The sequence below is a fragment of the Kitasatospora atroaurantiaca genome, assembly GCF_007828955.1.
GTDB classification, from domain to species: Bacteria; Actinomycetota; Actinomycetes; order Streptomycetales; family Streptomycetaceae; genus Kitasatospora; species Kitasatospora atroaurantiaca.
Genome location: NZ_VIVR01000001.1, coordinates 6,597,593 through 6,620,942 on the forward strand (window position 1 = coordinate 6,597,593; position 23,350 = coordinate 6,620,942).

At 71.6% G+C, this 23,350-nt stretch carries 17 protein-coding genes; 9 read left to right on the forward strand and 8 right to left on the reverse strand.

Going from position 1 to position 23,350, the window contains the following annotated elements; genetic code table 11:
- Window positions 1–272: 272 nt before the first annotated feature.
- The 7 genes from FB465_RS29625 to FB465_RS29655 all read left to right on the forward strand — a co-directional run bounded on the left by FB465_RS29625 (window position 273) and on the right by FB465_RS29655 (window position 10,284).
- Window positions 273–2,009 (forward strand): ABC transporter substrate-binding protein, encoded by a 1,737-nt coding sequence (locus FB465_RS29625; protein WP_145795464.1) that lies wholly within the window; start codon window positions 273–275, stop codon window positions 2,007–2,009.
- 14 nt (window positions 2,010–2,023) lie between these two features.
- A complete protein-coding gene (locus FB465_RS29630; RefSeq protein ID WP_145795466.1) occupies window positions 2,024–3,013 on the forward strand; it encodes an ABC transporter permease in 990 nt (329 codons plus the stop codon).
- Entirely contained in the window at window positions 3,010–3,999 is a 990-nt protein-coding gene (locus FB465_RS29635) for an ABC transporter permease (RefSeq protein WP_145795468.1), read from the forward strand. Before FB465_RS29630 ends, FB465_RS29635 begins: the two co-directional genes overlap by 4 nt.
- Window positions 4,000–4,001: 2 nt before the next feature.
- Window positions 4,002–4,991, forward strand: coding sequence for an ABC transporter ATP-binding protein (locus FB465_RS29640; RefSeq protein ID WP_145797670.1), 990 nt, complete (start codon window positions 4,002–4,004; stop codon window positions 4,989–4,991).
- A complete protein-coding gene (locus FB465_RS29645; protein ID WP_145795470.1) occupies window positions 4,988–5,959 on the forward strand; it encodes an ABC transporter ATP-binding protein in 972 nt (323 codons plus the stop codon). The genes FB465_RS29640 and FB465_RS29645 overlap by 4 nt, the downstream gene beginning before the upstream one ends.
- Before the next feature lie 72 nt (window positions 5,960–6,031).
- Complete coding sequence (locus FB465_RS29650; protein WP_145795472.1) at window positions 6,032–8,395, forward strand: collagenase; 2,364 nt, start codon at window positions 6,032–6,034, stop codon at window positions 8,393–8,395.
- Window positions 8,396–8,484: 89 nt separating this feature from the next.
- Window positions 8,485–10,284 (forward strand): glycoside hydrolase family 36 protein, encoded by a 1,800-nt coding sequence (locus FB465_RS29655; RefSeq protein WP_145795474.1) that lies wholly within the window; start codon window positions 8,485–8,487, stop codon window positions 10,282–10,284.
- A gap of 307 nt (window positions 10,285–10,591) precedes the next feature.
- On the opposite strand, the gene FB465_RS29660 is transcribed toward FB465_RS29655, so the two are convergent.
- Together FB465_RS29660 and FB465_RS29665 are read right to left on the reverse strand one after the other, a co-directional pair.
- Complete coding sequence (locus tag FB465_RS29660) at window positions 10,592–12,421, reverse strand: helix-turn-helix domain-containing protein (RefSeq protein ID WP_145795476.1); 1,830 nt, start codon at window positions 12,419–12,421, stop codon at window positions 10,592–10,594.
- Window positions 12,422–12,504: 83 nt separating this feature from the next.
- Window positions 12,505–13,995: an FAD-dependent monooxygenase gene (locus tag FB465_RS29665; RefSeq protein ID WP_145795477.1), complete on the reverse strand. Its 1,491-nt coding sequence runs from the start codon at window positions 13,993–13,995 to the stop codon at window positions 12,505–12,507.
- Window positions 13,996–14,090: 95 nt separating this feature from the next.
- On the opposite strand from FB465_RS29665, the gene FB465_RS29670 reads away from it, so the two are divergent.
- On the forward strand, window positions 14,091–14,729 hold the full coding sequence (locus FB465_RS29670; RefSeq protein ID WP_145795479.1) for a TetR/AcrR family transcriptional regulator: 639 nt from the start codon (window positions 14,091–14,093) through the stop codon (window positions 14,727–14,729).
- Between the two features lie 59 nt (window positions 14,730–14,788).
- Here the strand turns inward: FB465_RS29670 and FB465_RS29675 are convergent, their stop codons facing one another.
- A complete protein-coding gene (locus tag FB465_RS29675) occupies window positions 14,789–17,143 on the reverse strand; it encodes an immune inhibitor A domain-containing protein (RefSeq protein WP_246192914.1) in 2,355 nt (784 codons plus the stop codon).
- 83 nt (window positions 17,144–17,226) lie between these two features.
- Window positions 17,227–19,299 carry a S9 family peptidase gene (locus FB465_RS29680; protein ID WP_145795483.1) on the reverse strand — a complete coding sequence of 691 codons (2,073 nt, stop codon included), beginning with the start codon at window positions 19,297–19,299 and terminating at the stop codon, window positions 17,227–17,229.
- 86 nt (window positions 19,300–19,385) lie between these two features.
- Here FB465_RS29680 and FB465_RS29685 point away from each other — a divergent pair, with 86 nt between their 5' ends.
- The gene (locus FB465_RS29685; protein WP_145795485.1) at window positions 19,386–20,552 is read left to right on the forward strand and encodes an aminotransferase class V-fold PLP-dependent enzyme; all 1,167 of its coding nucleotides are present in this window, start codon (window positions 19,386–19,388) and stop codon (window positions 20,550–20,552) included.
- 177 nt (window positions 20,553–20,729) lie between these two features.
- Here the strand turns inward: FB465_RS29685 and FB465_RS29690 are convergent, their stop codons facing one another.
- From FB465_RS29690 to FB465_RS29705, 4 genes are all read right to left on the reverse strand, one after another.
- Window positions 20,730–21,059, reverse strand: coding sequence for an ArsR/SmtB family transcription factor (locus FB465_RS29690; RefSeq protein WP_145795486.1), 330 nt, complete (start codon window positions 21,057–21,059; stop codon window positions 20,730–20,732).
- Window positions 21,060–21,103: 44 nt separating this feature from the next.
- Window positions 21,104–21,478, reverse strand: a complete 375-nt coding sequence (locus FB465_RS29695) for a hypothetical protein (protein WP_145795488.1) — start codon at window positions 21,476–21,478, stop codon at window positions 21,104–21,106.
- Between the two features lie 175 nt (window positions 21,479–21,653).
- On the reverse strand, window positions 21,654–22,619 hold the full coding sequence (locus FB465_RS29700; RefSeq protein WP_145795490.1) for a hypothetical protein: 966 nt from the start codon (window positions 22,617–22,619) through the stop codon (window positions 21,654–21,656).
- A gap of 94 nt (window positions 22,620–22,713) precedes the next feature.
- The gene (locus tag FB465_RS29705) at window positions 22,714–23,121 is read right to left on the reverse strand and encodes a peptidase inhibitor family I36 protein (RefSeq protein ID WP_170290719.1); all 408 of its coding nucleotides are present in this window, start codon (window positions 23,119–23,121) and stop codon (window positions 22,714–22,716) included.
- Window positions 23,122–23,350 lie beyond the last annotated feature (229 nt).

Below are 23,350 nucleotides of genomic sequence, written 5' to 3' on the forward strand. Positions count from 1 at the left end.
GCGGCTCCTCTGCCGTCGCGACGAGTGGGTGGATTGTCCTGCTCGACCGCGCTGATCTGCGCGAACGTCCTTGCACCGAAAGGGAGTTGGGGCCCGCTAGGACACAGGTCGATAACGGCGTGCGCCATCCCTTGTGCAGTGCAATTTCACATTACTATGTTACGGGTCACACCTCGGAGCGGCTAGACCCAGCGGTCGCCCTCCCCGGTGGCCCCGGACCATCCCCGGGGCGTAACAGGCCACAACAGCGGCCCCCCACTGCGGAGTTGCACATGACCAGGCGTACTCACGCTGCCATCGCGGCGGCGATCGCGGCAGCACTCACCCTCGGGCTCGGGGCGTGTACCAGCAGCACCGACACCGGCGACGACACCGGCCAGAAGGGTGTCACCACCGAGGGCAACGGAATCATCGGCGGTACGCCGGTCAAGGGCGGGACCCTCAACATCCTGTCCAACGTGGACTTCGACCAGCTCGACCCCACCCGCAACTGGACCATGCCCGTGATGGACGTCGGCGTGCGACTGCTCTACCGCACCCTGACCACCTTCAAGGCGGCCCCGGGCTCCGAGGGCCTGAAGATCGAGCCCGACCTCGCCACCGACCTCGGCACCCCGAGCGACGGCGCCAAGACCTGGACCTTCCACCTGAAGGACGGTCTGAAGTACGAGGACGGCACGCCGATCGTCGCCGACGACATCAAGTACAACGTCGAGCGCTCGTTCTCAGCCGAGCTCCCCGGCGGCCCCGACTACGCCCGTCGCTACCTCAACGCCCCCGAGAAGTACGCCGGTCCGCTGGGCGGCGAGCGCCTGGGCAAGGAGGCGATCGACGTCCCGGACGCGAGGACCATCGTCTTCCATCTCAAGCGCCCGGTCGCCGAGTTCGGCTACACCGTCACACTGCCGACCTTCGCGCCCGTCCCGAAGGCCAAGGAGGCCGGCGCCAACTACAGTAACCACCCGTTCTCCTCCGGCCCGTACAAGATCGAGTCGTACGACCGGGGCAAGCGCATGGTGCTGGTCCGCAACACCTACTGGGACGAGAAGACCGACCCGGTCCGCAAGGCCTACCCGGACAAGATCGTCGTCGACCAGACCCTCAAGGGCACCGGCATCGCCGACCGGCTGATCGCCGACCAGGGCGACGACCGGAACGCGATCTCGTACGTCGACCTCGTTCCCGCCAAGGTCAGCGACGTGCTCACCAACCCGGACGTGAAGAAGCGTCTGATCAGCGAGAACGCGGGCTGCACCACCAAGTTGGACATGAACAACACCAAGGCGCCGTTCGACAACGCCAAGGTGCGCCTGGCGATGCAGTACGCGGTGGACAAGGAGGCGTTCCAGGCCTCGTTCGGCGGGCCGGCCTTCAACGACATCGCCACCACCTACCTCCCGCCGGTGCTCACCGAGGGCGCCCCGGTCGACCACTTCCTGATCAAGCCGGCCGGCGACCCCGAGAAGGCCAAGGCACTGCTGGCCGAGGCGGGCTTCCCGAACGGCTTCTCCACCGAGCTGATCACCTCCACCGGCGGCAAGCAGCAGGCCGAGGCGCTGCAGGCGGCGCTGAAGAAGGTCAACGTCACCGTCACCATCAGCACCGTCGACCCGACCGCCGTCTCCGGCATCGTGGGCGACAAGGCCAAGCAGCCCGGACTCTCGGTCGGCGGCTGGTGCCCCGACTACCCGTCGGCGGCCACCTTCCTGCCGATGATCTACGACGGCCGCTCGATCGTCGACAAGAACAACTACGGCAACCTCAGCCGCTTCAACGACCCCCAGGTCAACGCCGAACTCGACCGCATCGCCGGCCTCTCCGACCTGCAGAAGGCCAACCAGGCCTGGCTGGCGCTGGACGCGAAGATCATGGACGAGTCGCCCGCCGTGCCGCTGGTCTGGCAGAAGAAGCCGCTGCTGGTCGGCTCCAACATCGCCGGTGCGTACGCCCACCCGGTCTGGGCCGGCCAGATCGACTACGCCGCCATCGGCCTCAAGTCCGTCAAGTAGTCGGGAGCCGCCCCATGACCGCCCCGCTCCCCCCGGTCGCATCCGGGGGAGCGGGGGCGGCGGCCAGCCCCGCCGTCCCCGCCCGCACCGAAGACCCGACCCAACTCCCCGCCTCCCCCTGGAAGCTGGCCCGGACGAGGCTGCGCCGCCAGAAGGCGGCCCTGACCGGCCTCGGCATCATCGGCTTCTTCGTCCTGGCCGCCCTGCTCGCCCCGGTCCTCACCGCGATCAGCGGCAGGGGCCCGGCCGACACCGACAAGAAGGCCGTCAACCAGTACCTCGGCGGCCTGCCCAAGGGCAGCCTCGGCGGGGTGAGCCCGGAACACTGGCTCGGCGTCGAGCCGATGCTCGGACGGGACATCTTCGCCCGGCTGCTCTACGGCGCCCAGATCAGCCTGCTGGTCGCGTTCAGCGCGGCTCTGATGATCACTCTGATCGGCGTGCTGCTCGGCATCACGGCCGGCTACTTCGGCGGCCGGATCGACACCGTGATCAGCCGGTTCATGGACGTGATGATGTCCTTCCCCAGCCTGATCTTCATGATCGCGCTGCTCTCGGTGGCCCGGGACGTCAACCGCATCCTGCTGCTGATCGTGGTGATGGGCGTCTTCGGCTGGCCGTACATCGCCCGGGTGATCCGAGGTCAGACGATGTCCCTCAAGCACCGCGAGTACATCGAGGCCGCCCGTGCCTGCGGCACCTCCAGCGCCCGGATCCTGTTCACCGAGATCCTGCCCAACCTCACCGGCACCGTCATCGTGTACGTCACGCTCGCCATCCCCGGCCTGATCGGGGCCGAGGCGGCGCTGACCTTCCTGGGCGTCGGGGTGCGGCCGCCGACTCCCTCCTGGGGGCAGATGATCGCGGACTCGGTGCTCTACTACAAGGTCGACCCGATGTTCTTCGTCCTGCCCAGCGCCTGTCTCTTCCTGATCGTGCTGGCCTTCACCCTGCTCGGCGACGCGCTGCGCGACGCCCTGGACCCGAAGGGGAGCCGGGCGTGATCGGATTCCTGCTGCGGCGTCTGATCGGCATCGCCGCCACCCTGCTGGTCATCTGCGCGCTCACCTTCGCCATCTTCTACCTGCTGCCGAACGACCCGGCCGCCCAGTTCTGCGGCAAGGACTGCTCCACCGAGCACATCGAACTCGTCCGGCAGCAGATGGGCCTGGACGACCCGATGATCGTCCAGTTCGGCCGCTACGTGCTCGGCATCTTCGCCGGCCAGACCATGGGCAGCGGCCACTACGCGGTCAGCTGCGACTTCCCCTGCTTCGGGTACTCCTTCCAGAGTGCCCAGCCGGTCTGGGAGTTGATGATGGACCGGCTGCCGGCCAGCGCCTCGCTCGCGCTCGGCGCCGCCGTGCTGTGGCTCGTGCTCGGCCTCTCGGCCGGTGTGCTCTCCGCCCTGCGCCGCAACACCTGGATCGACCGGACCGTGATGATCGGCACCATCGGAATCGCCGCGCTGCCCGTCTACTTCACCGCGATGATCCTGCTCTACCTGGTGGTCTCGGTCCTCGGGCTGATGCCCTACCCGCGCTACATCGCCTTCGACGAGGACCCGGTCGGCTGGATCCGCAACCTGATCCTCCCCTGGATCACCCTCGCGCTGATGTTCGCCGCGATCTACGCCCGGATGACCCGCAACTCCGTCATCGAGACGATGGCGGAACCCTTCGTCCGGACCGCCCGGGCCAAGGGCCTGCGGGAGCGGCGGGTGGTGGGCAAGCACGGGCTGCGCCCGGCGCTGACCCCGGTGGCCACCATGCTCGGCATGGACCTCGGCGGTCTGCTGGCCGGTGCGCTGATCACCGAGTCGCTGTTCAGCCTCCCCGGCGTCGGCAAGCTCTTCGCCGACTCGCTCAACAAGGCCGACCAGCCCGTGATCATGGGGATCACGCTGCTCGCCTCCTTCTTCATCGTCACCTCCAACCTGGTCGTGGACCTGGTCTACGCCTGGATCGACCCGAGGGCGAGGCTGTCGTGACGCTGCCCCAAGTCAACACGCTGCTCCAAGTCAAGGATCTGGCAGTTGAGTTCAACACCGCCGAAGGCGTCGTCCAAGCCGTCAGGGGCGTCGACTTCAGCGTCGGGCGCGGCCGTACCCTGGGTATCGTCGGCGAGTCCGGCTCCGGAAAGTCCGTCACCTCCCTGGCCGTCATGGGCCTGCACCGGGGCGCCAGGGTCACCGGCTCGGTCCGCTTCGAGGGCACCGAACTGCTCGGGGCGCCGGAGGAGACCGTACGCAGGCTGCGGGGCCGCCGGATCGCCATGGTCTTCCAGGACGCGCTGACCGCCCTGCACCCGTACTTCACCATCGGCGACCAGATCGCCGAGGCGTACCGGGAGCACCACGGCGGCAGCCGGAAGGCCGCCCGGGCGCGGGCCGTCGAGGTGCTCGGCGACGTGGGTATCCCCGAACCGGCCCGCCGGGCCACGGAACATCCGCACCAGTTCTCCGGCGGTATGCGCCAGCGCGCCATGATCGCGCTCGCACTCTCCTGCGAACCCGACCTGATCATCGCGGACGAGCCGACCACGGCGCTGGACGTCACCGTCCAGGCCCAGGTGCTGGAACTGCTGATGAAGCTCCAGCAGGACCGCGGCCTCGGCATCATCATGATCACCCACGACCTCGGGGTGATCGCCCGGGTCGCCGACGAGGTGCTGGTGATGTACGGCGGCTCGGCCGCCGAACAGGCCCCCGCCGACGCCCTGTTCACCGCCCCGAGGCACCCGTACACCCGCGGCCTGCTGGACTCGCTGCCGAGGCTGGACGCCGAGGAGGGCGAGGCCCTGCGCTCGATCCCGGGCAGCCCGCCGTCCCTGCTCGACCCGCCGGCGGGCTGCGCCTTCCACCCGCGCTGCCCGGTGTACGCGGCCGAGAAGTCGGAGCTGTGCACGGGCGAGCGCCCGCTGCTGCGGCAGGTCGCCGAGGCACACCACAACGCCTGCCGACTCGACGGGGTGACCGGATGACCGCACTGCTGACCGTACGCGACCTCGGGATGACCTTCCCGGGCCCGCGCGGCACCCTCCGCCGCCAGGCCGGCATCAAGGCCGTGGACGGGGTGAGCTTCGAGGTCAGGCCGGGGGAGACCCTCGGACTGGTCGGCGAGTCCGGGTGCGGCAAGTCCACCACCGGGCGGATGCTGGTCCGGCTGCTGGACCCGACGGCCGGTCAGGTCGACTTCCGGGGGCAGGACATCACCCGCACCGGCCAGCGCGCGCTGCGTCCGCTGCGCAGCAAGCTGCAGATCATCTTCCAGGACCCGTTCGCCTCGCTGAACCCCCGGAAGACCGTCCAGCAGATCATCGCCGCGCCGCTGCGCGCCCAGGGCACCGCGCCCGACGCCGTCCGCCGCGAGGTGCGCGAGCTGATCGAGCTGGTCGGGCTGGCCCCCGAGCACCTGGAGCGCTACCCGCACCAGTTCTCCGGCGGCCAGGCCCAGCGCATCGGCATCGCCCGCGCGCTGGCCACCCGGCCCGAACTGGTCGTCGCCGACGAGCCCGTCTCCGCCCTCGACGTCTCCATCCAGGCGCAGATCGTCGGCCTGATGGAGCGCCTGCAGCGCGAACTGGGCGTGGCCTACGTCTTCATCGCCCACGACCTGGCCGTGGTGAAGCACATCAGCCACCGCGTCGCCGTGATGTACCTCGGCCGGATCGTCGAGATCGGCGACAAGCAGGAGGTGTACGGCAACCCCGCGCACCCCTACACCAAGGCGCTGCTCTCCGCCGTTCCGCTGCCCGACCCGGCGGCCGAGCGGGCGCGGGAGCGGATCGTCCTGCTCGGCGACCCACCGAGCCCCGCCAACCCGCCGAGCGGCTGCACCTTCCACCCCAGGTGCCCCAAGGCGCAGGACGTCTGCCGCACCGAACCCCCGCTGCTGCAGATCACCGCCGGCACCACCCGCCAGGCCGCCTGCCACTTCCCGGAGGCCTGACTTCCGCACCGTCGGACGCACCACCGCACCGCTCCGCTTCACCCCCACACCTCAACATCATCAGGAGCACAGGTGTCAAACCCCCGTACCGCGCGCCGAGTTCTGCTCGCCGCCGCACTGGCCGCCTCCCTCACGCTGCCGGCCGTCCAGACCGCGCAGGCCCTCACCCGCCCGGCCGCGGCCGGCAGCTCGACCACCGCGCCGGCCGAGCCCCTGCCCACCGCGTACGACGACGTGGACCGCGTCGGTGACGTCGTCGCCAAGGCCGGCAGCGCGGCGCCCGCCCCCGGCGGTGGCTCGCTCGGCAGCTCGCTGGTCCCCGGCATGCTGCCCGACCGGGTCGGCCGGCCCGCGCCGACGGCCGCCGAACTGGCCGCGTCCGCCTCCGGATCGGCCACCACCGCCGCAGGCGTGCCCTGCACCGTCGACGGTATGACCGGGCTCAGCCCCGCCCAGCTGACGGCCTTCCTGACCGACCCCGCCGTGACCGTGGACGGCTGCCTGAAGAGCTTCCTGTGGACCTGGGACGCCCGGTACGCCACCACCATGGACGACGCCCACGTCCAGGCCGTCGCCAACAGGATCGTGCAGCTGGCCGCGACCGACGACGGCACCGGCTCGGCCCACCTCTACGAGCTGTGGACCTTCCTGCACGCCACGGTGTACTTCGACTTCAACCACTCCGAGATCGACGTCACCGACGCCCCCACCCTGGCCGCGATCCAGCAGGCCATCACCGCCTACTCGGGCAGCGCGCACGCCTTCGACGGCACCGAGGCGGCCGGCGCGACCGTCCGGGAGATGACGATCACCGCCGGCAGCACCGGCCTGCGCCAGAACAACCTCGGCCTGGTCAAGCAGATCCTCGCCAAGTTCGGCCCGGGCACCGCCGTCGCCGACAGCTGGGCCTGGGGCACCGCCGGCCTCGCCGCGCTGAACATCAACTACCTCGGCATCTACAACGGGGACGCGCCCTTCACCGCAGCGGTCGCCGCCGACGCCGCCTACCGCGCGGCCTTCCGCTCCTTCGCCGGCTTCGCCCACCTCAAGGGCACCAAGAACGCCTGGATGGCCCGCGACGCGATGGGCGAGTACGGCCGCTTCGGCCAGATAGCCTCGCTCAAATCCGGCATCGTCGCCGAGCTCGGCGACCTGCTGAACACCACCAAGGCCACCTTCGGCGCCTTCTCCGACCCGTGGGTGAAGATCGTCGGCTGGGCCAACTTCTACGGCGTCTGCGCCCAGTACAACGTCTGCACCGACCAGATCGAGGCGCAGCTCTTCCCGAACACCTACAAGTACGACAACGGCGCCGTCGAGGTGCACACCGCCCTCGACAAGGCCACCGTCGACCAGATGTACTACGCCAGCAAGCAGGTCAAGACGCAGTACTTCCGGGTGCTCGGCACCGACGTCCCGCTGGCCGGCGACACCAACTCCACGCTGCACATCCACCTGTACGCCTCGCGCGCCGACTACGAGGTCTACCACCCGCTGCTCACCGGGATGGGCACCAACAACGGCGGCATCTACATCGAGCGCGGCGCCACCTTCTACACCTACCAGCGCCGGGTGCCGCAGGACTCCACCCTGACGCTGGAGGAGCTGTTCCGGCACGAGTACACCCACTACCTCAACGGCCGCTGGGCAGTGCCGGGCTACTTCGGTGACGACCGCTGGTACGCGGGCGACATGACCACCGCGATGGACGAGGGGACGGCGGAGTTCTTCGACGGCTCGACCCGGGACCAGGGCATCCTGGTCCGCAAGTCGCTGGTCAGGAAGCTGGCCCAGGACGAGGCGGCCGGCATCCCGCGCCTGACGGTCAACCAGCTGATCCACGCGACGTACAACGACACCCCGGCCTTCCACTTCTACAACTATGCCGGGACGTTCTTCGAGTTCCTCTGGCTCAAGCACCCCTCGCTGATCCGCGAGATGTACGGCTACCAGCGCGCCGACGACCCGGCCGGCTTCAACGCCTGGCGGAACCGGGTCGGCGCGGACACCGGCCTGCAGGCCGAGTACAACGCCTTTCTGGATGCCCAGATCAAGATCGTGGACACCCTGTACGTCCCGACTACCGGCTTCACCGCCAACGGCAACCTGCAGTACGCCTACGCGTCCGAGGTGCAGGCCGCCTTCACCAAGGCCGCCTACATGACGCCGAACTGCAAGGACAACGGCGACTGGGACAACAAGCCGATGCGCTTCGTCTGCACCGGCAGGATCACCGCCAACCTCGCCGACTCCGCCAGTGCGGACCAGGTGTTCAAGGACATGTCGGCCACGGTGGACTACTTCATCCTGCAGCGGACGAAGGGCGTCGCCAACAACCTGGACGACATGAACTGCTACTTCGGCAAGGTCGACGTCTGGCCGAGCGGCCAGGCCGGCACCGCCGACTTCACCTGCGAGGGCCCGCTCCGCCGCTGACCTTCAACCCCCGACTCCCGTACGGGCCGAGCGTCCTGACCGCTTCCGCGCCCGGCCCGTACGGGTTCCACCCGAAAGGCTCCACCCACGTGACCGAGACCCCGATCGGCTGGGACGGCAGCGCCCGCCCCTCCGGCCGTACCGAGACCACCCGGGAGCTGGACGTACCGGGCCTGCGGGCCCGCGCCACAGCCATCGGGGCACGCGACCTGACCGTCACGGTCACGCCGCAGGACGTGCCGGGCGTGGTGCTGGTGGAGGTGGCCGCCGTCCGGCCGGACGACCGACTGCCCGAACGGCTGAGGGTCGAGTGGCGGCTGCCGTGCACCGGGGCGACCGCCTACTGGACGCCGGACACCGGCGCCCGCTGGCTGCCGCCCTCCTGGCTCGCCCCGCGCGTCGCCTCGCTGCCGAAAGGAGCGCCGGTCGGCAGCCTGGTCGGTACCGGTGACAGAGCCCTGTGCACCTTCGCGGTGGGCGAGCCCGTGCTCCCGGTGAGCATCGGCGAGGGAGTCGTCGAGGAGACCGGGGAGTTCAGCTGGTGGGTCGAGCACGAGGGCCCGTCCCTGCGCCTGCTCCTCGACCTGAGTCAGCGTCACTTCGCCGACGCCGTACGGGGCTGCGCCGCTTGGTGGGCCACGCTGCTGCCGCCGGTGGCCGTTCCGCCCGCCGCCTTCGAGCCGGTGTTCTGCACCTGGTACGCGCTGCACCTGGCGATGACCGCCGTCGACGTCGAGCGGCTCGCCGCCCTCGCCGCCCCGCTCGGCTTCGGCACCGTCATCGTGGACGACGGCTGGCAGACCGACGAGACCTCCCGCTCCTACGCCACCACGGGCGACTGGCAGCCCGCCCCGGCCGCCTTCCCCGACTTCGCCGGGCACGTCGCACGGGTGCGGGCGCTGGGCCTCAACTACCTGCTCTGGCATGCCGTTCCGTTCGCCGGAGACCGCAGCGCCGCCGTCGCGGAGCTGGCCGGGCACTCGCTCGCGCACCTGCCGCAGCTGGAGACGTACGTCCTCGACCCGCGCAGTGCCACCGTCCGGAGCCACCAGGTGGAGCGGCTGTCCGCGGCCGTGGAGAAGTACGGGGTGGACGGCCTCAAGGTGGACTTCATCGACACCTTCGCCCGCACGGCCGCCACGGCTGTCACCGCTGCCGCCTCGCCCGAGGCGGACTGCGCGACCGTTGCCGAGGGCGTGCAGAAGCTGCTCGCCGAGCTGGACCACCGGTTGCGGGCCGCCCGCCCCGAGGTGCTGATCGAGCACCGGCAGGACTATGTGGGGCCCGGCCTGCGGCCGTACGCGACCATGGTCCGGGCCACCGACTGCCCGCACAACACCGCCGAGAACCGCGCCCGCACGGCCGACCTGCGGCTCACCGCAGGGCCGCTCGCCGTACACGCCGACCCGCTGACCTGGCATCCGTCCGAGCGGCCCGAGCAGATCGCGGTGCTGCTGCTGTCGGTGCTCTTCGCGACCCCGCAGGTGTCGGTCGACCTGGGGGCGCAGCGCCACGAGCAGCTGGCCGCCCTGCGCTTCTGGCTCTCCGTCATGCGCGAGCACACCGATCTGCTCCAGTGCGGCGAGTTCCGCCCGCACCGCCCGGAACTCGCCTACCCCCTGATCGAGGCCCGGCACGGCCGGAGCCTGGCCTTCGGACGGTACGCGCCGGTGCCGGTGCCGGTCGGCGGGGACTGGGACGTGCTGCTGCTCGGCAACGCCGACGCGGACACCCTGGTCCGGCTCGCCTTCGACCGGCCGCCGGGCCCGCTGGCCGTGCTGGTCCAGGACTGCCTCGGCCGTACCGTCGCCGAGGCCGCCCCGACCGTGGACGGCCGGGAGCTCGCCCTGCACGTCCCGCTCGGCGGCCTGCTGACCCTGCGTCGGTAACCGGGCACCGCATGGCCCGGGCGGGGAGTGGGGCCCCCGGCCCGGGCCGGCCCGTCGCTCACCAGGCGGCGCCGATGGCAGGCCGCCCGGTGAGCCCCTCTGGCACCAGGCGGAGCCGGCGACCGAGGTCGCAGCAGCAGCGGACATCCGCCTGGTGAGCTCAGGTGCGGCCCGCTCCCGGAGCGGCCGCTGAGCCGACTCTAGGACGGGTGCCCGGCCCGGCGGTACCGCACCGGTGCACGGTCGGGCGGCCGGGGACAGTCACCGGTGCACGGTCCGACGGCCGGCCGCCCGCTCAGGCCCAGGCCTAGCACTCGGGCAGCGCCAGCTCGCCCAGGACGGCGAAGGCCAGCGCCACCTCGTAGACGCCCCCGCCACCGGACAACAGCTGGCGCTGGAGCAGGCGTTCGGCACTGCGCAGGTGCTCCCGGACGGTCTGGGGGTGCAGACCGAGGCAGCCTGCGGTCTGCTCCACGCTGGTGTTCCCGACGAGCCACGCCAGCAGCGTTGCCCGCAGGTCGCGGCCGTCCTCCGCCAGGCGGCGCAGCAGCTCGGCGGCCCACGTGCGGGCACCCTCACCGGCCAGCACGTCCGGCAGGTCCACCTCGGCCGGCACCGGTGCCTCGCCGTCGAAGACCCGCAGGGCCAGGTGGAGCACCGCGCGGGCGCGCACCTCCGAGAGGTCGAGGCCCAGCAGACCGGCGGCGCGGTCCAGCCTGGCCCGGACGGTGTTGCGGCTGACGCCGAGGATCTTGCCCGCGCTGGTCGCGGGGAACTCCAACCCGAGGTGCAGGGTGCCGAGCATCTGGTCCTGGCTGCCCAGGGGAAGGGTGCTCAGCGGCCTCAGCACGGCGGCGGCCCAGCCTGCGGCCGCCCGCGGGTCGAGCACCTCGGCCAGCCGGCTCTCGGCGGCGTAGAGGGCCGCGCGCGCGGGCTGCAGACGGGCCACCGCCAGGGCGCGGGTGGCGTCGCCGTACGAACCCGCGGTCTGCGACAGCGGGAACGGGCCGCTGCCGCCCAGGAAGCGCTCCGGGTTGTCGGCGACGAGCCGCCGAAGGGTGGTCCCGACGGTGTCCCAGCCGTCCGGTGACGCGGAAGGGGTCTGCTTCAAGGGCGCCAGGATGATCAGGTGCTGGTCGTACGCAGGACAACGGACCACCAGCGCACGGCCCTTGGTCGCCGCTGCGCACTCCAGGGCCAGCCGGTCCCGCTCGACCGCCGGCCCCTCCAGGACGTAGACGCGCGCGTTCTCGGCGTCCAGCAGGCCCTGCGCCAGGCCCTCGGCGGTCCGCTGCGCGAGCGTCACCTCACCGCCCATCAGCAGCTGGAACACCGCGACGCGCAGGGCGGCCGCGACCTCGGACAGCCGCCGCCGGTCCGCCTCGCCGTCGTCGACCTGCAGCAGGGGAACGAGGAGGTCGGCCGCATGGGTGACCAGGGCGTTGGCGCGGCCGTCGAACGGCGCCGTCCGCCCGACGGCCAGGACCGGGTACGGACGGCGCCGCCCGATCGCGTGCAGCCGGATGTGCAGCCCCGCGTCGTCGATGGCCGCAGAGCGCAGCCCCCCCTCGGCGATGTCGGTGGTCGTGCGCTCGACCGCGGTCGGGAGCGTCCAGGCCTCGGCCGGGCGGCTGTCGTGCCGCCCGCAGCGCACCACGGCCCTGCCACCGACCGTGCGGGCCAGCCAGCCGAGCAGCCGCTCGATCCGCCGGTCCTCCGGGCCCTGCTCCCGGGCGTGGCCCAGCAGTTGCTCCAGCTGGGCCAGGTGCTCCCGAGTCTCGCGCAGCCGCTCCTCGGCGACGACCTGTGCGACCCGCGACCAGGGGACGTCCGGGCTCACCGTCAGCAAAGGCACCCCGTGCCGGCCGGCCGCCTCCACGAGAGCCGCGGGGAGGGCAGTGGCCGGGACCGCCAGCGCCGCCACCTTGGCGGCGGCGAGCCGGCCCAGGTGGCGGGCGGCCCGCCGCGGATCGTCCGCCCAGCCGCAGTCCAGGGCGGTGCGGACGATCCGGTCCGCGAGGTCCGGGCCCGGCGGCTCCTCCGCCGGGGCGAGGGCGGCGCCCACCACCGTGCGTTCCGCTTCGCGCTCGGACGCGCCTGGTGTGAACGCCAGCGTCAGCTCCGGTACTTCGGCCAACGAACCCAACGTGGGCACTGTCCCCTCCTCTGTCCGCCGTCCTGAACTGCACTGATCGTACGTACCGCGCCACCCGTGCCCTGTCAGTGCCCGAGTGCGTTCAGGTAGGCGCGGACTGCCCCTGCCTCGGCCGCCGGTACGGTCAGCGCGACGTGGTTGTCCGGCCGGACCAGGACCACGGCGTCCTCGCTGACGCCGTACGCGCGGCGGGCGTGGCCGTCCAGGTCGGTGAGCGACCCCGGACCGGCGCCGACGGCGAAGCCGCGTACCGGGCCGTCGAGGTCCGGAAGCCCGCACCCGAAGGACAGCAGGGTGAAGTGCCCGCCCGCGTAGAGGTCGAAGAGCCGGACCGGCGTGCCGTCGGCGGCCAGGACCGGTGCGTCCGGTGCCCGGTCGCCGGCCTGGAGGGTGCCGCCGAGGCGGTCGTCCGAGAGGGTGCTCCAGCGGTAGCCGATGCCGAGCCCCGAGCCGTCGGTGATGCGGGCCGCGTGCAGGCCGGCCCCCGGCGTCCGGGCGCTCTCCATGACGGCGGTGAGGGCGGCGGCGGTCACGTCGAGGGTCCAGGCGGCGATCGGCAGGCGTTCCTCCTGGTAGCTGTCCAGCAGGCCGGGCCCGGAGCGGCCGGTGAGCACGTAGGCCAGCTTCCAGCCGAGGTTCCACGCGTCCTGGATACCGGTGTTCATGCCCAGGCCGCCCGCGATCGGGTGGACGTGCGCGGCGTCCCCGGCCAGGAAGACCCGGCCGACCCGGTAGCGGTCGGCCATCCGGACGTTGACCCGCCAGGTGGAGAGCCAGGTCGCGTTGCTCAGGCGGATGCCCGGCAGGCCGGCATAGCGGTCGAAGAGCCGCTGGAAGCTCTCCAGCGAGGGCTCGACCAGGCGGCCCTCGGCGTCGCGCTCGGGGACGGCCTGGAACTGCCACATGTCGGTGCCCTCGAACGGGCAGAGCAGCACTGCACCCTCCGGACCGAACCACTGGTGCCAGACGTCCCGGTCGAGGCCCGAGACCTCGACGTCGCCGCAGACCATGGCCTGCTCCGGGTCACTCGTTCCCTCGAAGGCGACGCCGAGCCGCTTGCGGACCGGGCCGCGCCCGCCGTCGCAGCCCACCAGGTAGTCGGCGGCTATCCGGCCGCCGTCCGCGAGCAGGGCCGTCACCCCGTCCTCGTCCTGGGTGAGGTCCACCAGCTCGACACCGAGTTCGACCTTCACGCCGTACTCGGCGAGCTGCTCCCTCAGCAGCTCCTCGACCCGCCACTGCGGGAGGAACAGCCCGCTGTCGTACGGGGCGTCGGGGGTGGGCCGGGAGTCGGCGAAGGGGTCGGTCTCGGCGACGAACTCGCCGGCGAAGTACTTGCGGAAGCGCAGGTGGGTGCGGCCCGATGCGAGCAGCCGAGCACCGAGCCCGAGGTCGGCGAGCACCTCCAGACTGCGGGCGTTGAGCGCCTTGCCCCGCGAACTGCGGTGGAACCGGGGTGACTTCTCGACGATGCGGACCTGAACGCCCTGCCGGGCGAGGCTGCACGCCAGCGTCAGCCCGGTCGGTCCCGCTCCCACGATCAGCACGGTTGCCATCTCTGCCGTCCTCCCTGTGGCGGTAACCCCATGGAACAGCAACCGGGTAAGAAACGCAACCCAGTAACAAAAGTATCCAGGTTTATGATTGCCCCATGAACGAGACCGGAGGTCTGCGGACCCTCAAGAAGGAACGCACCCGCCAGGCGATCGCCGACGCGGCGATCTCGCTCTTCCTGGCCAAGGGCTTCGACCAGGTCTCGGTGGCGGAGATCGCCGCTCGGGCCGAGGTGTCGAAGCCGACGCTCTTCCGCTACTTCGCCACCAAGGAGGAGCTGGTCCTGCACCGCATCGCCGACCACCAGGGCGAGGCGGGCCGGGTGGTCCGCGACCGCCCGGCCGGCATGTCCCCGCTGGAGTCCCTGGAGCGGCACTACCTCGACCGGCTGGCCGAGCACGACCCCGTCACGGGGTTGTGCGACCACCCGCAGGTGCTGGCGTTCCACCGGCTGATCTACGAGACCCCGAGCCTCTCCTCCCACCTGCTCGACTACATCGCCGCCGACACCGAAGCCCTGACCGAGGCGCTGGCCGAGACCCTGCCCGGCCCGTCGGAGCTGACGGCGGGGCTGCTGGCCGCCCAGTTCGTCACGGTCCGCCAGGTGCTGGGCCGCACCAACTGGGCCCGCCTGGCCGGCGGCCAGGCGCTGGACGAGGCCCACCGCCAGGCCGTCGCCGACGCGGGGACGGCCTTCGCCCTGCTGCGCACGGGAGCCGCCCGGCACGGGTACTGAACGGCGGCGAGCCCCGGCCCCCGCAACTGCGCGGGGGCCGGGGCTCGCCGATGGGTCACTCAGGAGGCGGGGCCGACCTTGACGGTGGTCAGCATGCCGCCACGGGTCTCCCGGACCACCTCGATCCGGGTGTTGGTGTCCGGGACGTTCACCGCGAGCTGCGGCGTCGCCGGGTCGGTGTAGACACCGGTGTGGTCGTTGAAGACCGGGACGGCCGGCTCCGCGCCGAACCTGGTCGCCACGCCCGCCTTGTGCAGGGTGAAGGCCGTGGTCGGCTTGAGCGAGAAGGCCGCGTCGAAGCTCTGTGCCCGGCCGTTGACCAGCGTGCCGTCGGCGAACCGGATCGGCGCCGGGTGCGCGTCGATCGGCAGGATCAGGCCTCCGCCCAGGTGGTCCTTGGTGTTGTTGTCACCATAGGCGGTGTCCCAGAGCCAGATCAGCACCCCTTCCTGGTAGGGGTAGTTGTCGATGACGTTCTGCTTGCCCTCCACACCGCTGTAGCCGAAGTTGTACGGGCCGGTCTTCAGGAAGGCGCCGTAGCCGACGTAGCGGCGGTTCTCCACCAGGTACGCCCGGGGGTGTTCCTTGACCGCGCTCCGGCCGTTGAGCACGGTGAAGCCGGTCTCGGTCCAGCCCTGGCCGCCACTCTCGGCGCCGTCCGCGAACAGCTCGGAGCCGTCCGCGGTGACCTTCACGGCATCCACCAGTACGCCCTTGCCATGGGTGTTGCCGTCCGAGGTGACGTGGAAGCGCAGCCTGACCTGGCCGCCGGCGTAGGCGTCGAGCGGGATGTGCAGCTGTGCCCAGGCGCCCGAAGTGCCGCTCAGGCCCGGCGTGTTGGCGGTGGTGTTGCCGATCGGGGCGCCGTTCACCGTGCCGCCGAGGGGCTTCCAGGTCTTGCCGCTGTCCGTGGAGGCCTCGACGGAGAGGAAGTCGTAGTCCTGCTCGATGTCGTACCAGGCGGCGGCGTCCAGCGAGGCCGAGGCCTTGCCGGTCAGATCCACCGTCCGGGCAAGGGAGTTGTCCAGGTTGTCACCGGTGTCGCTCCACCACTGCGCCTTGCCCTCGGCGGGGTCGGCCAGGTCGGTGGTGGTGCGGCCCGGCGGCAGGTGGACCAGGACGGCCTGGGCCTGGTCGGTGTTGTAACTGCTGACCCCGAGCGCATGACTGGACCTGGTCGCGGCCTGCGCCTCGTCGTAGTTGAGCCAGCCGAACTGCAGCTTGCTCCACGCGTCGAGGTCGCCGGGGTAGGCACCGGTGGTGTTTCTCCCCTTGCCCAGGTAGGACCCCGAGGACATCAGCGACCAGAAGTTGACGCTGTTGTCGCCGCCGGTGAGCGAGTAGAGGTCGGGCAGGCCGAGGTTGTGGCCGTACTCGTGGGAGAACAGGCCGACGCCGCTGTTCTCGCCGCCCTGCAGATAGTCGTAGACGTAGAGGCCGGAGTCGCCGACCGGGACGCCGCCGATCCGGTTGCCCACCGGACCGGTCTGGCCGGTCGGATCGCCGAAGGCCCAACTGCGGTGCGCCCACAGCGCGTCCGCGCCCTGGGCGCCGCCGCCCCAGGTCTCGTCCACGCCCGCGTGCACCACGACCACGTTGTCGAGGTAGCCGTCGGGCTGGTTGAAGTTGCCGTCCTTGTCGTGGTCGTAGCGGTCGTAGACGTCGTACTGGGCCAGCTCGGCCTTGACGTCCGCGGCCGAACGGCCCTTGGCGATCTGGCCGTCGTACCAGGCCTTGACGGCGTCCCGGATGAACTCCTGCCCCTGCGTCCACGCACCGCTGCCCTGCGGGCCCTTGTTGCTGCCGTAGCGGGCCTCGTTGTACGGGACGGTGACCCAGTCGCTGACCGTGCCCTCGACGTCGTACCGGCCGGAGGACTGGGTGCGGTAGTAGTTGCGCAGTGAGACCGCGCCCGGGGTGTCGTCGAAGAACAGCTGCTGGTAGTAGCTGCGGTTGAAGTCGCCGCTCCAGAGCGTGTGGGTGTCGCTCTTGTCGGGCTTCGGGATGGTGTTGTGCCGAGGGCCCGGGGTGCCGCCGTAGCGCGGCTGGCCGTTGTAGAGCGTCGAGTTGTCGACCTCGTCGCCGAACTGGGCGAGGATGACGAAGACCTTGTCCTTGCGCTGCTGGGCGAGTTGGACGTAGTCGTTGCCGACCTTGACCTTGGACGGCGCGCGGCCGTCGGAGGTCTTGGCGACGGCGCCCTTGTTGAGCTGCTCCAGCGCTTTGGTGCGCAGCGACTGACGCTCGCGCTCCAGCGGGGCGAGCGGCTGCTCGGGGCCCTCGGTGCCGTCGACTCCCTGGTCGGCGACGACGGTCCTGGGAGTCGGCGCGGCCTGGGCGGGAGTGCCGAGGAGGGTCGCTGCTATCGCGCTGGTGGTGAGCGCAGCGGCGAGGGCTGCGGACAGTCTGCGCAACTGACCGGTCCTTTCCGGACGGTGGATGGTGGGCCGTAATATTTCACATGTCATCGGTCACATGGAAGAGGGTCGACGAAGCGTCAACTCAGCGCGGTGCGAAGGAAGGCGAGCTCGGCCTCGGCCACCCGCTCACTCACGCCGTCCGGTGTCATATGGCTGACCCCGGGCAGGGGCAGCACGCTGTGGGCCCGTCCGGCGCGGGTGAGCGCCTCGGAGAGCAGCAGGGTGTGCGAGGGGTGCACGTTGTCGTCGGCCAGTCCGTGGATCAGTAGCAACGGGCGGCTGAGTGACGGTGCGTCGGGGATCAGGCAGTCGGCCTCGTAGCCCTCCGGGTTGTCCTGCGGCAGGCCGAGGTAGCGCTCGGTGTACGCGGTGTCGTAGTGCCGGAAGTCGGTTGGCGGGGCGCCCGCGCAGGCGGCGTGGAAGACGTCCGGGCGGCGCAGTATGGCGAGCGCCGCGAAGTAGCCGCCGTAGGACCAGCCGCGCACGCCGACCCGGGAGAGGTCCAGGTCGGGGTGGGTCGTGGCCAGCGCCCGCAGGGCGGCGACCTGGTCGTCCAGCGCCACCTGGGAGAACCTGCGGAAGATCGCCCGGGTGAACCCCGGTGACACGAAGGGGGTGCCGCGGTTGTCGGTGGTGACCACCGCGAAGCCCTGGTCGGCCCACCACTGCCGGTGCTGCCAGCGACGCGGCTCGTTGGCGACGGCCTGGTAGCCGGGGCCTCCGTAGACGTCGAGCAGCACCGGTAGCCGGTGCCCGGCGAGGTGTCCGCGCGGGTACACCACGGCGGTGGGCAGGCCGAGTTCGGTGACGCGGGCCAGCTGCGGGGTGACCCGGTAGGGGAGCGCGGCGGAGTGGTCGGGGAGGGGGAACACCGAGCCCTGGTGGTGGAGTTGGCGCCGGATGCCGTCCGGAGTGGCCGAGGTGATCAGCAGGGTCTCGCCGCCCGCCAGCGCGGAGTGCACCCCGGGCCCCTCGCTGAGCCGCTCCAGGGGCCCGCCGTCGGGGTCGAGCAGATAGACGTGCTGGTCGGCCGGGTCGCCCTCGCCGGCCTCGATCAGAAGCCGGCCGTGCAGCCTGCCGACCACCCTCCGTACCTGAATGCGCTCGTCGGTGAGGGTTTTGCCGTCGAGCGCGAGGCCGCGCGCGGTTCCGTCCGGGGTGTCGGTGGCGGTGAGCAGCCGTCCGTCCGCCAGTCGGGCCGGGGTGCCGGGCAGGTCGTCCACCCAGAACTCGTCGGTGGTGCGGGAGAGTTCATGGGTGGAGCCGTCGGCCGGGTCGGCGCTGAGCAGCAGGACCGTCTGCTGCAGCCGGTCGGCGACGGTGAGCAGGATCTCGCCCTCGCTCTCCCAGCCGGCGGCGCAGACGTACGGGAAGGCGAGGCTGTCCCAGCGCAGTCGGACCTGGCGGCCGTTCAGTCCGAGCACCCAGAGCTGGAGATCGGCGTTGGGCCCGCCGGCCTGCGGGTACGCGAAGCTCTCGGGCTCGCGCTCCGGGTGGGCGGGGTCGGCGAAGTACTGCCGGGGGAGGGCCGATTCGTCGATCCGGGTGGCCAGCAGGGCCTCGCCGTCCGGTGACCACCAGTGGCCCCGGGTGCGGCCGAGCTCCTCCGCGGCGGCGAACTCGGCGACGCCCCAGACGGCGCCGTCGCGCGGGGAGAGCGGGCCCACCCGGCCCGTGAGGTACAGGGCGCTGCCACTGACGTAGGCGACACGCCGCCCGGCAGGATCGGGGCGTGGGTCGAACGCCGGCCCGTCGGTGGGGAGTTCGGCGGTGACGCCGCTCGCCGTGTCGGTATGGAAGATCCGTCCGTCGAGGGCGAGCACGGCGGTGGCGCAGTCGGCGGTGGCGGCATACGTGCCGATGCCCGGCGCCCACAGCCGCAGCCGCTCGCGCAGCCGCCGTTCCAGGGCGGGCAGTGCGGCCGGGGCTCCGGTGCGCCGGGGGATGAGTGCGGCCGGGTCGGCCACCAGGCGCTCCTGGCGGGTGGTCAGGTCGAACAGCCAGAGCCGCTCGACCGGGTCCTCCGGGCCGGTGGAACGGAGGAACAGCAGCCGGGAGCCGTCGGCGGAGAGGGTGACGGCGCGTGGTGAGCCGTAGCTGAAGCGGCCGGTGCGGGCGCTCAGGGCGAGGAAGGGATCGGTGTGGGTCACGGGCCGATGGTTGCCGCGGGCGGCCGATCTCGGCTAGAAGTATGCAGTGTGAAATGTCACACACCATTGATCTTCGGGGAGCCGGTATGACCGCCGAACCGCCCGGCCCGGTCCCGGGCGCCCGGGAGCTGTTCAGCCTCGACCCGGCCGTGGCGCACCTCAACCACGGTTCGTACGGTGCCGTCCCGCTGCCGGTCCAGCGCACCCAGGCCCGCCTCCGGGCGGAGCAGGAAGGAGACCCGGACGGCTTCTTCGCCGATCTGCCGGACCGGATCGCCGCCGCCCGCTCCCGGGTGGCCGCCGCCCTCGGCGGCCGCGCCGACCGCCTCGCCCTGCTGACCAACGTCACCGAGGGCATCGCGGTGGTGCTGGAGTCCGTCCCGCTCTCCGAGGGCGACGAGATCCTGGTGACCGACCACGGCTACGGCGCGGTCACCAGGGCCGTCGAACGCCGGGCCGCCGAGACCGGCGCCCGGGTGCGCAGCGTCAGGCTGTCGCTCCACACTCCCGACCCGGCCGCCGTTCGCGAGCAGGTGCTGGCCGCCGTCCGGGAGCGGACCAGGGTCGCCGTCCTCGACCTGGTCAGCTCGCCCACCGCGCGTCAGCTCGCCGGGCAGGACCTGCTCGCCGCACTGCGCGAGCAGGGCGTGATCACCGTGGTGGACGCCGCGCACGCACCCGGCATGCTGCCGGTGGACCTGGCGGAGGCGGCCGGCGGGGCCGACTTCTGGGTGGGCAACCTGCACAAGTGGGCCTTCGCCCCGAGGGCCGCCGCGGTCCTGGCCGTCGACGGCGCCCGGCGGTCGCAGGTCCGGCCGCTGATGCTCTCCTGGGAGCACGACCGCGGCTTCCCCGGCCGGGTGGAGTGGCGCGGGACCTGCGACTACACCCCCTGGCTGGCCGCACCGAAGGGCTTCGCCCTGCTGGAGCGGCTCGGCCCCGGGCGAGTCCGGGCCCACAACACGGCGCTGGCCGCGTACGGGCAACGGGTGCTGACGGACCGGGCCGGGCTGCGGGCGCTGCCCGCGATGGAGGGGTCGGCGATGCGGGCGGTGCGGCTGCCGCCCGGCTGTGCGGAGAGCGAGCACACCGCCAAGGCGCTGATGGTGGCGGTCCGGCGGCGGCTGAACGCCCGGATCGCCGTCCGGCCGTGGGCGGGCGGGGGAGTGCTGCGGATCAGCGCGCAGCTGTACAACCGGCCGGAGGAGTACCGGGCGCTGGCGGCCGGGATCGGGGAGCTCCTCGGCCGCTGACGCCGCCGCCCGATTGCCGCTCAGAGGCTCCGCCAGTAGGTGCACCGTCAGGATGGGGTATCCCAGGGGCGCGAGGAACTGCGCGAAGCGGTAGGGCGCAGGTCGTTGCCTTCCGATCTCGCGCAGTTCCCCGCGCCCCTGTGGTTGGCCCGTTGCCTCGCCCACCGGCGGACGCCCTCAGTCGGCCGCGCGCAGCTCGGCGAGCAGTACGCCCTGGTCGGCGAGCAGCTCGGTGAGGATCCGCCGGGCCGCCCGCAGCAGATCGGCGACGTCCGCACCCGCCAGCGCGTACACCACCGTCGACCCCTCCCGGGTGGCCGTGACCAGCCCGGCCCGGCGCAGCTGCGCGAGCTGCTGCGAGAGGCTGGACGGCTCGACGTCCAGCGCCACGACGAGGTCGCGAACCGGGGTGGGGCCGGCCTGCAGCAGTTCCAGTACCCGGATCCGCACCGGGTGACCGAGCATCCGGAAGAACTCGGCCTTGGCTTGGTACAGCGGTACGGGCACGCCTCCTGCCCCTTTCCGACGGTCCGTCAGCAGATGGTCCCCGGTCAGATCTCAAGACCCGTCTCGATGATCCGGAGCTGGTGCCGGGCCATCGCGAGGTTGGCGCGGACGCGGTTGAGGGCCAGGTAGAGGAAGAGGCCCCGGCCGGTCTGCGTGGTCAGCGGCCGGATCAGGTGGTACTGGGTGGTGAGGCTGATCAGGATGTCCTCGATGTCGTTGTCGTGGAGGTTGAGCATCTCCATCGTGCGCATCTTGGCGCGGACCAGGTCGGTGTTGCCCGCCGCGGCGACGTTGAGGTCGATCTCCGCGCCGTCCCCGAGCGAGCCGAGGGCCATCCCGCTGCCGTAGTCCACCAGTGCGACGCCCATCGCGCCGTCGATGGCCATGGCTTCCTTGAGCGCGGTCTCCAGATTCGCCATCGCGATCCTCCTGTCGGCGAGGCCCGCACCGGTTCGGCGGGCTCGGTGATCCGACTGTAGGGAGCAGCCTCCGGAGTCATGACGAATGATCAGAAGCGATCGAATCGGACCGGATTGGCTGTGAAGTCCGACGCATCATCGACTGGTTGAAGACATTTGCAACTGTGGATCTGATTCATCCGGCCTGAGCGATCAACTGTGCGGCGAGCCGGAGTGCGTCGTCCTGCTGCTTCCTGGTGGCGCGCAGCAGCTCGGTGTTCTTCTCGATCAGCCGGTTCTGGTAGGCCGACTCCACCGAGTACCAGATCCCCACCAGGTTGACCTCGCGCTTGCAGCCGACGTCGGCGGTCGCCGCCGTGACCCCCTCCGGGGAGGTGAACGTGGCCGGGGTCAGCCCGAGCTCCGGCTGCGGGCTCACCGGGTTCTTGGCGTGGTAGCCCTTCTTCGCCATGCACTCCGTCCAGGCCTCGGTCGCCTTGACCACCCGGCTGTCCTGACGGGAGCGGCTGTACGCCTCGGCGTCCAGGTCCTGCACCCGCATCGGGTCCCGGGAGTCCGCGGCGGGCATCCACAGCTTCAGGTACCCCTCGCGGGTGCAGCCGCCGACCGGCACCGGCTTGCCGTTCACCTCACCGTCGCTGCGGCCGGACTTCTCGGCCTCCGCCTGGGTCTTCGGCAGGGTTTTCGGATCCAGGTTCCCCGAGCCGCTCAGCACCAGCGTCTCCGCCGCGTCCATCGAGGGCCGGGCCGGCTTGGCGGGCTGGTTCGCCTCGTCCGCGCCGTACCCGGTCGAGGCGGCGGCCTCCGGGTCGGTGAGCCCGTACCTGCGCCCGTTCTCGCCGCCCTCGGACGGCCGCTCGGGGAGCTCGGGGATGCGGTACCGGTAGCCGTACCGGGCCATGCACTGGGCCGTGAGGACCCGCTGCGCCCGGCCCAGTTCGCTCAGCTGCCGGGTGCTCGGGATGTAGTCCTGCATGGGCAGCCTGAGCGTCGCCGTGTTCAGCAGCGTCGGCGTCGTGGCCACGGCGACGTCCGAGGCGGAGCCGGTACCCGAACAGGCCGACAGGACGAGGGCGGCCAGCGCCGCGAGGGCTGGGGCGAGAACGGCTGACGAGGTGGTCGGCTTCGGCCGGCTGGGCAAGGCTGCTCCTGGTGCGCGGGGTGGTGACGGTCGGGAAGTGGCGGTGGCACCGCCCGGCGGTGCGGGCAGTGCCACGGTGGCGTGCCGGGTCGGCTCAGGAGGCGGTGTAGTACGCGGAGGAGACCTGGTGCCAGAAGGTGCTGGAGGCGTTGGAGGAGACGCCCGGGTCGATCCAGCCGTGGCGCCCGCCCCGGTTGCTGTCGGTGTAGACGTGCCAGGTGTAGCTGTCCAGGTTCCAGTACGACTCGTTGCGGTCGTTGGGTGACCCGCCGTAGAGCGGCCAGCTCAGCTGGCTGAAGTCACCGCGCGAGAGGTAGAGGTCGAGGATCTGGTACGTGGTGTTGGGGCCGCCGTAGACGCAGAACTCTCCCGACTCGCTCTTGCCGTTCAGCTCGGTGGCGCCGGCGGTCGCCGCGCCGGCCAGGCCGAGCCCGCAGGCGGTGAGGACGCTGAGCAGAAGGGTCGTCAGGCGGAACGTGAGCCGATGGCGGGTCGCCAGCATGCCGGTGCCTCTCTCGGAAGGTGGGTTCGGTGTGCGTGCTGTGCCTGGTGCCTGGTGCCGAGTCATTCGAACACTCCTGTGACTCCCTGCACAGGCTCGAACGCGCCAGGTTGCGACGGCGGTGGCCGGAACCGAGTCGACAAGGCGCCAAAGCGCCCGACCCCGGCGAGGGCGCTCGGTCCGCCGGAAAACGGTGCTATCGATGTCAGTCCAGAGGGGTAATCTCAGG

What these genes read in the sequence shown, in the direction of transcription:
- FB465_RS29695 (WP_145795488.1), bottom strand. Translation starts at nt 21,478, where the DNA reads ATGGCGAATCTGGAGACCGCGCTCAAGGAAGCCATGGCCATCGACGGC.
- FB465_RS29630 (WP_145795466.1), top strand. Translation starts at nt 2,024, where the DNA reads ATGACCGCCCCGCTCCCCCCGGTCGCATCCGGGGGAGCGGGGGCGGCG.
- FB465_RS29645 (WP_145795470.1), top strand. Translation starts at nt 4,988, where the DNA reads ATGACCGCACTGCTGACCGTACGCGACCTCGGGATGACCTTCCCGGGC.
- FB465_RS29685 (WP_145795485.1), top strand. Translation starts at nt 19,386, where the DNA reads ATGACCGCCGAACCGCCCGGCCCGGTCCCGGGCGCCCGGGAGCTGTTC.
- FB465_RS29705 (WP_170290719.1), bottom strand. Translation starts at nt 23,121, where the DNA reads ATGCTGGCGACCCGCCATCGGCTCACGTTCCGCCTGACGACCCTTCTG.
- FB465_RS29665 (WP_145795477.1), bottom strand. Translation starts at nt 13,995, where the DNA reads ATGGCAACCGTGCTGATCGTGGGAGCGGGACCGACCGGGCTGACGCTG.
- FB465_RS29625 (WP_145795464.1), top strand. Translation starts at nt 273, where the DNA reads ATGACCAGGCGTACTCACGCTGCCATCGCGGCGGCGATCGCGGCAGCA.
- FB465_RS29670 (WP_145795479.1), top strand. Translation starts at nt 14,091, where the DNA reads ATGAACGAGACCGGAGGTCTGCGGACCCTCAAGAAGGAACGCACCCGC.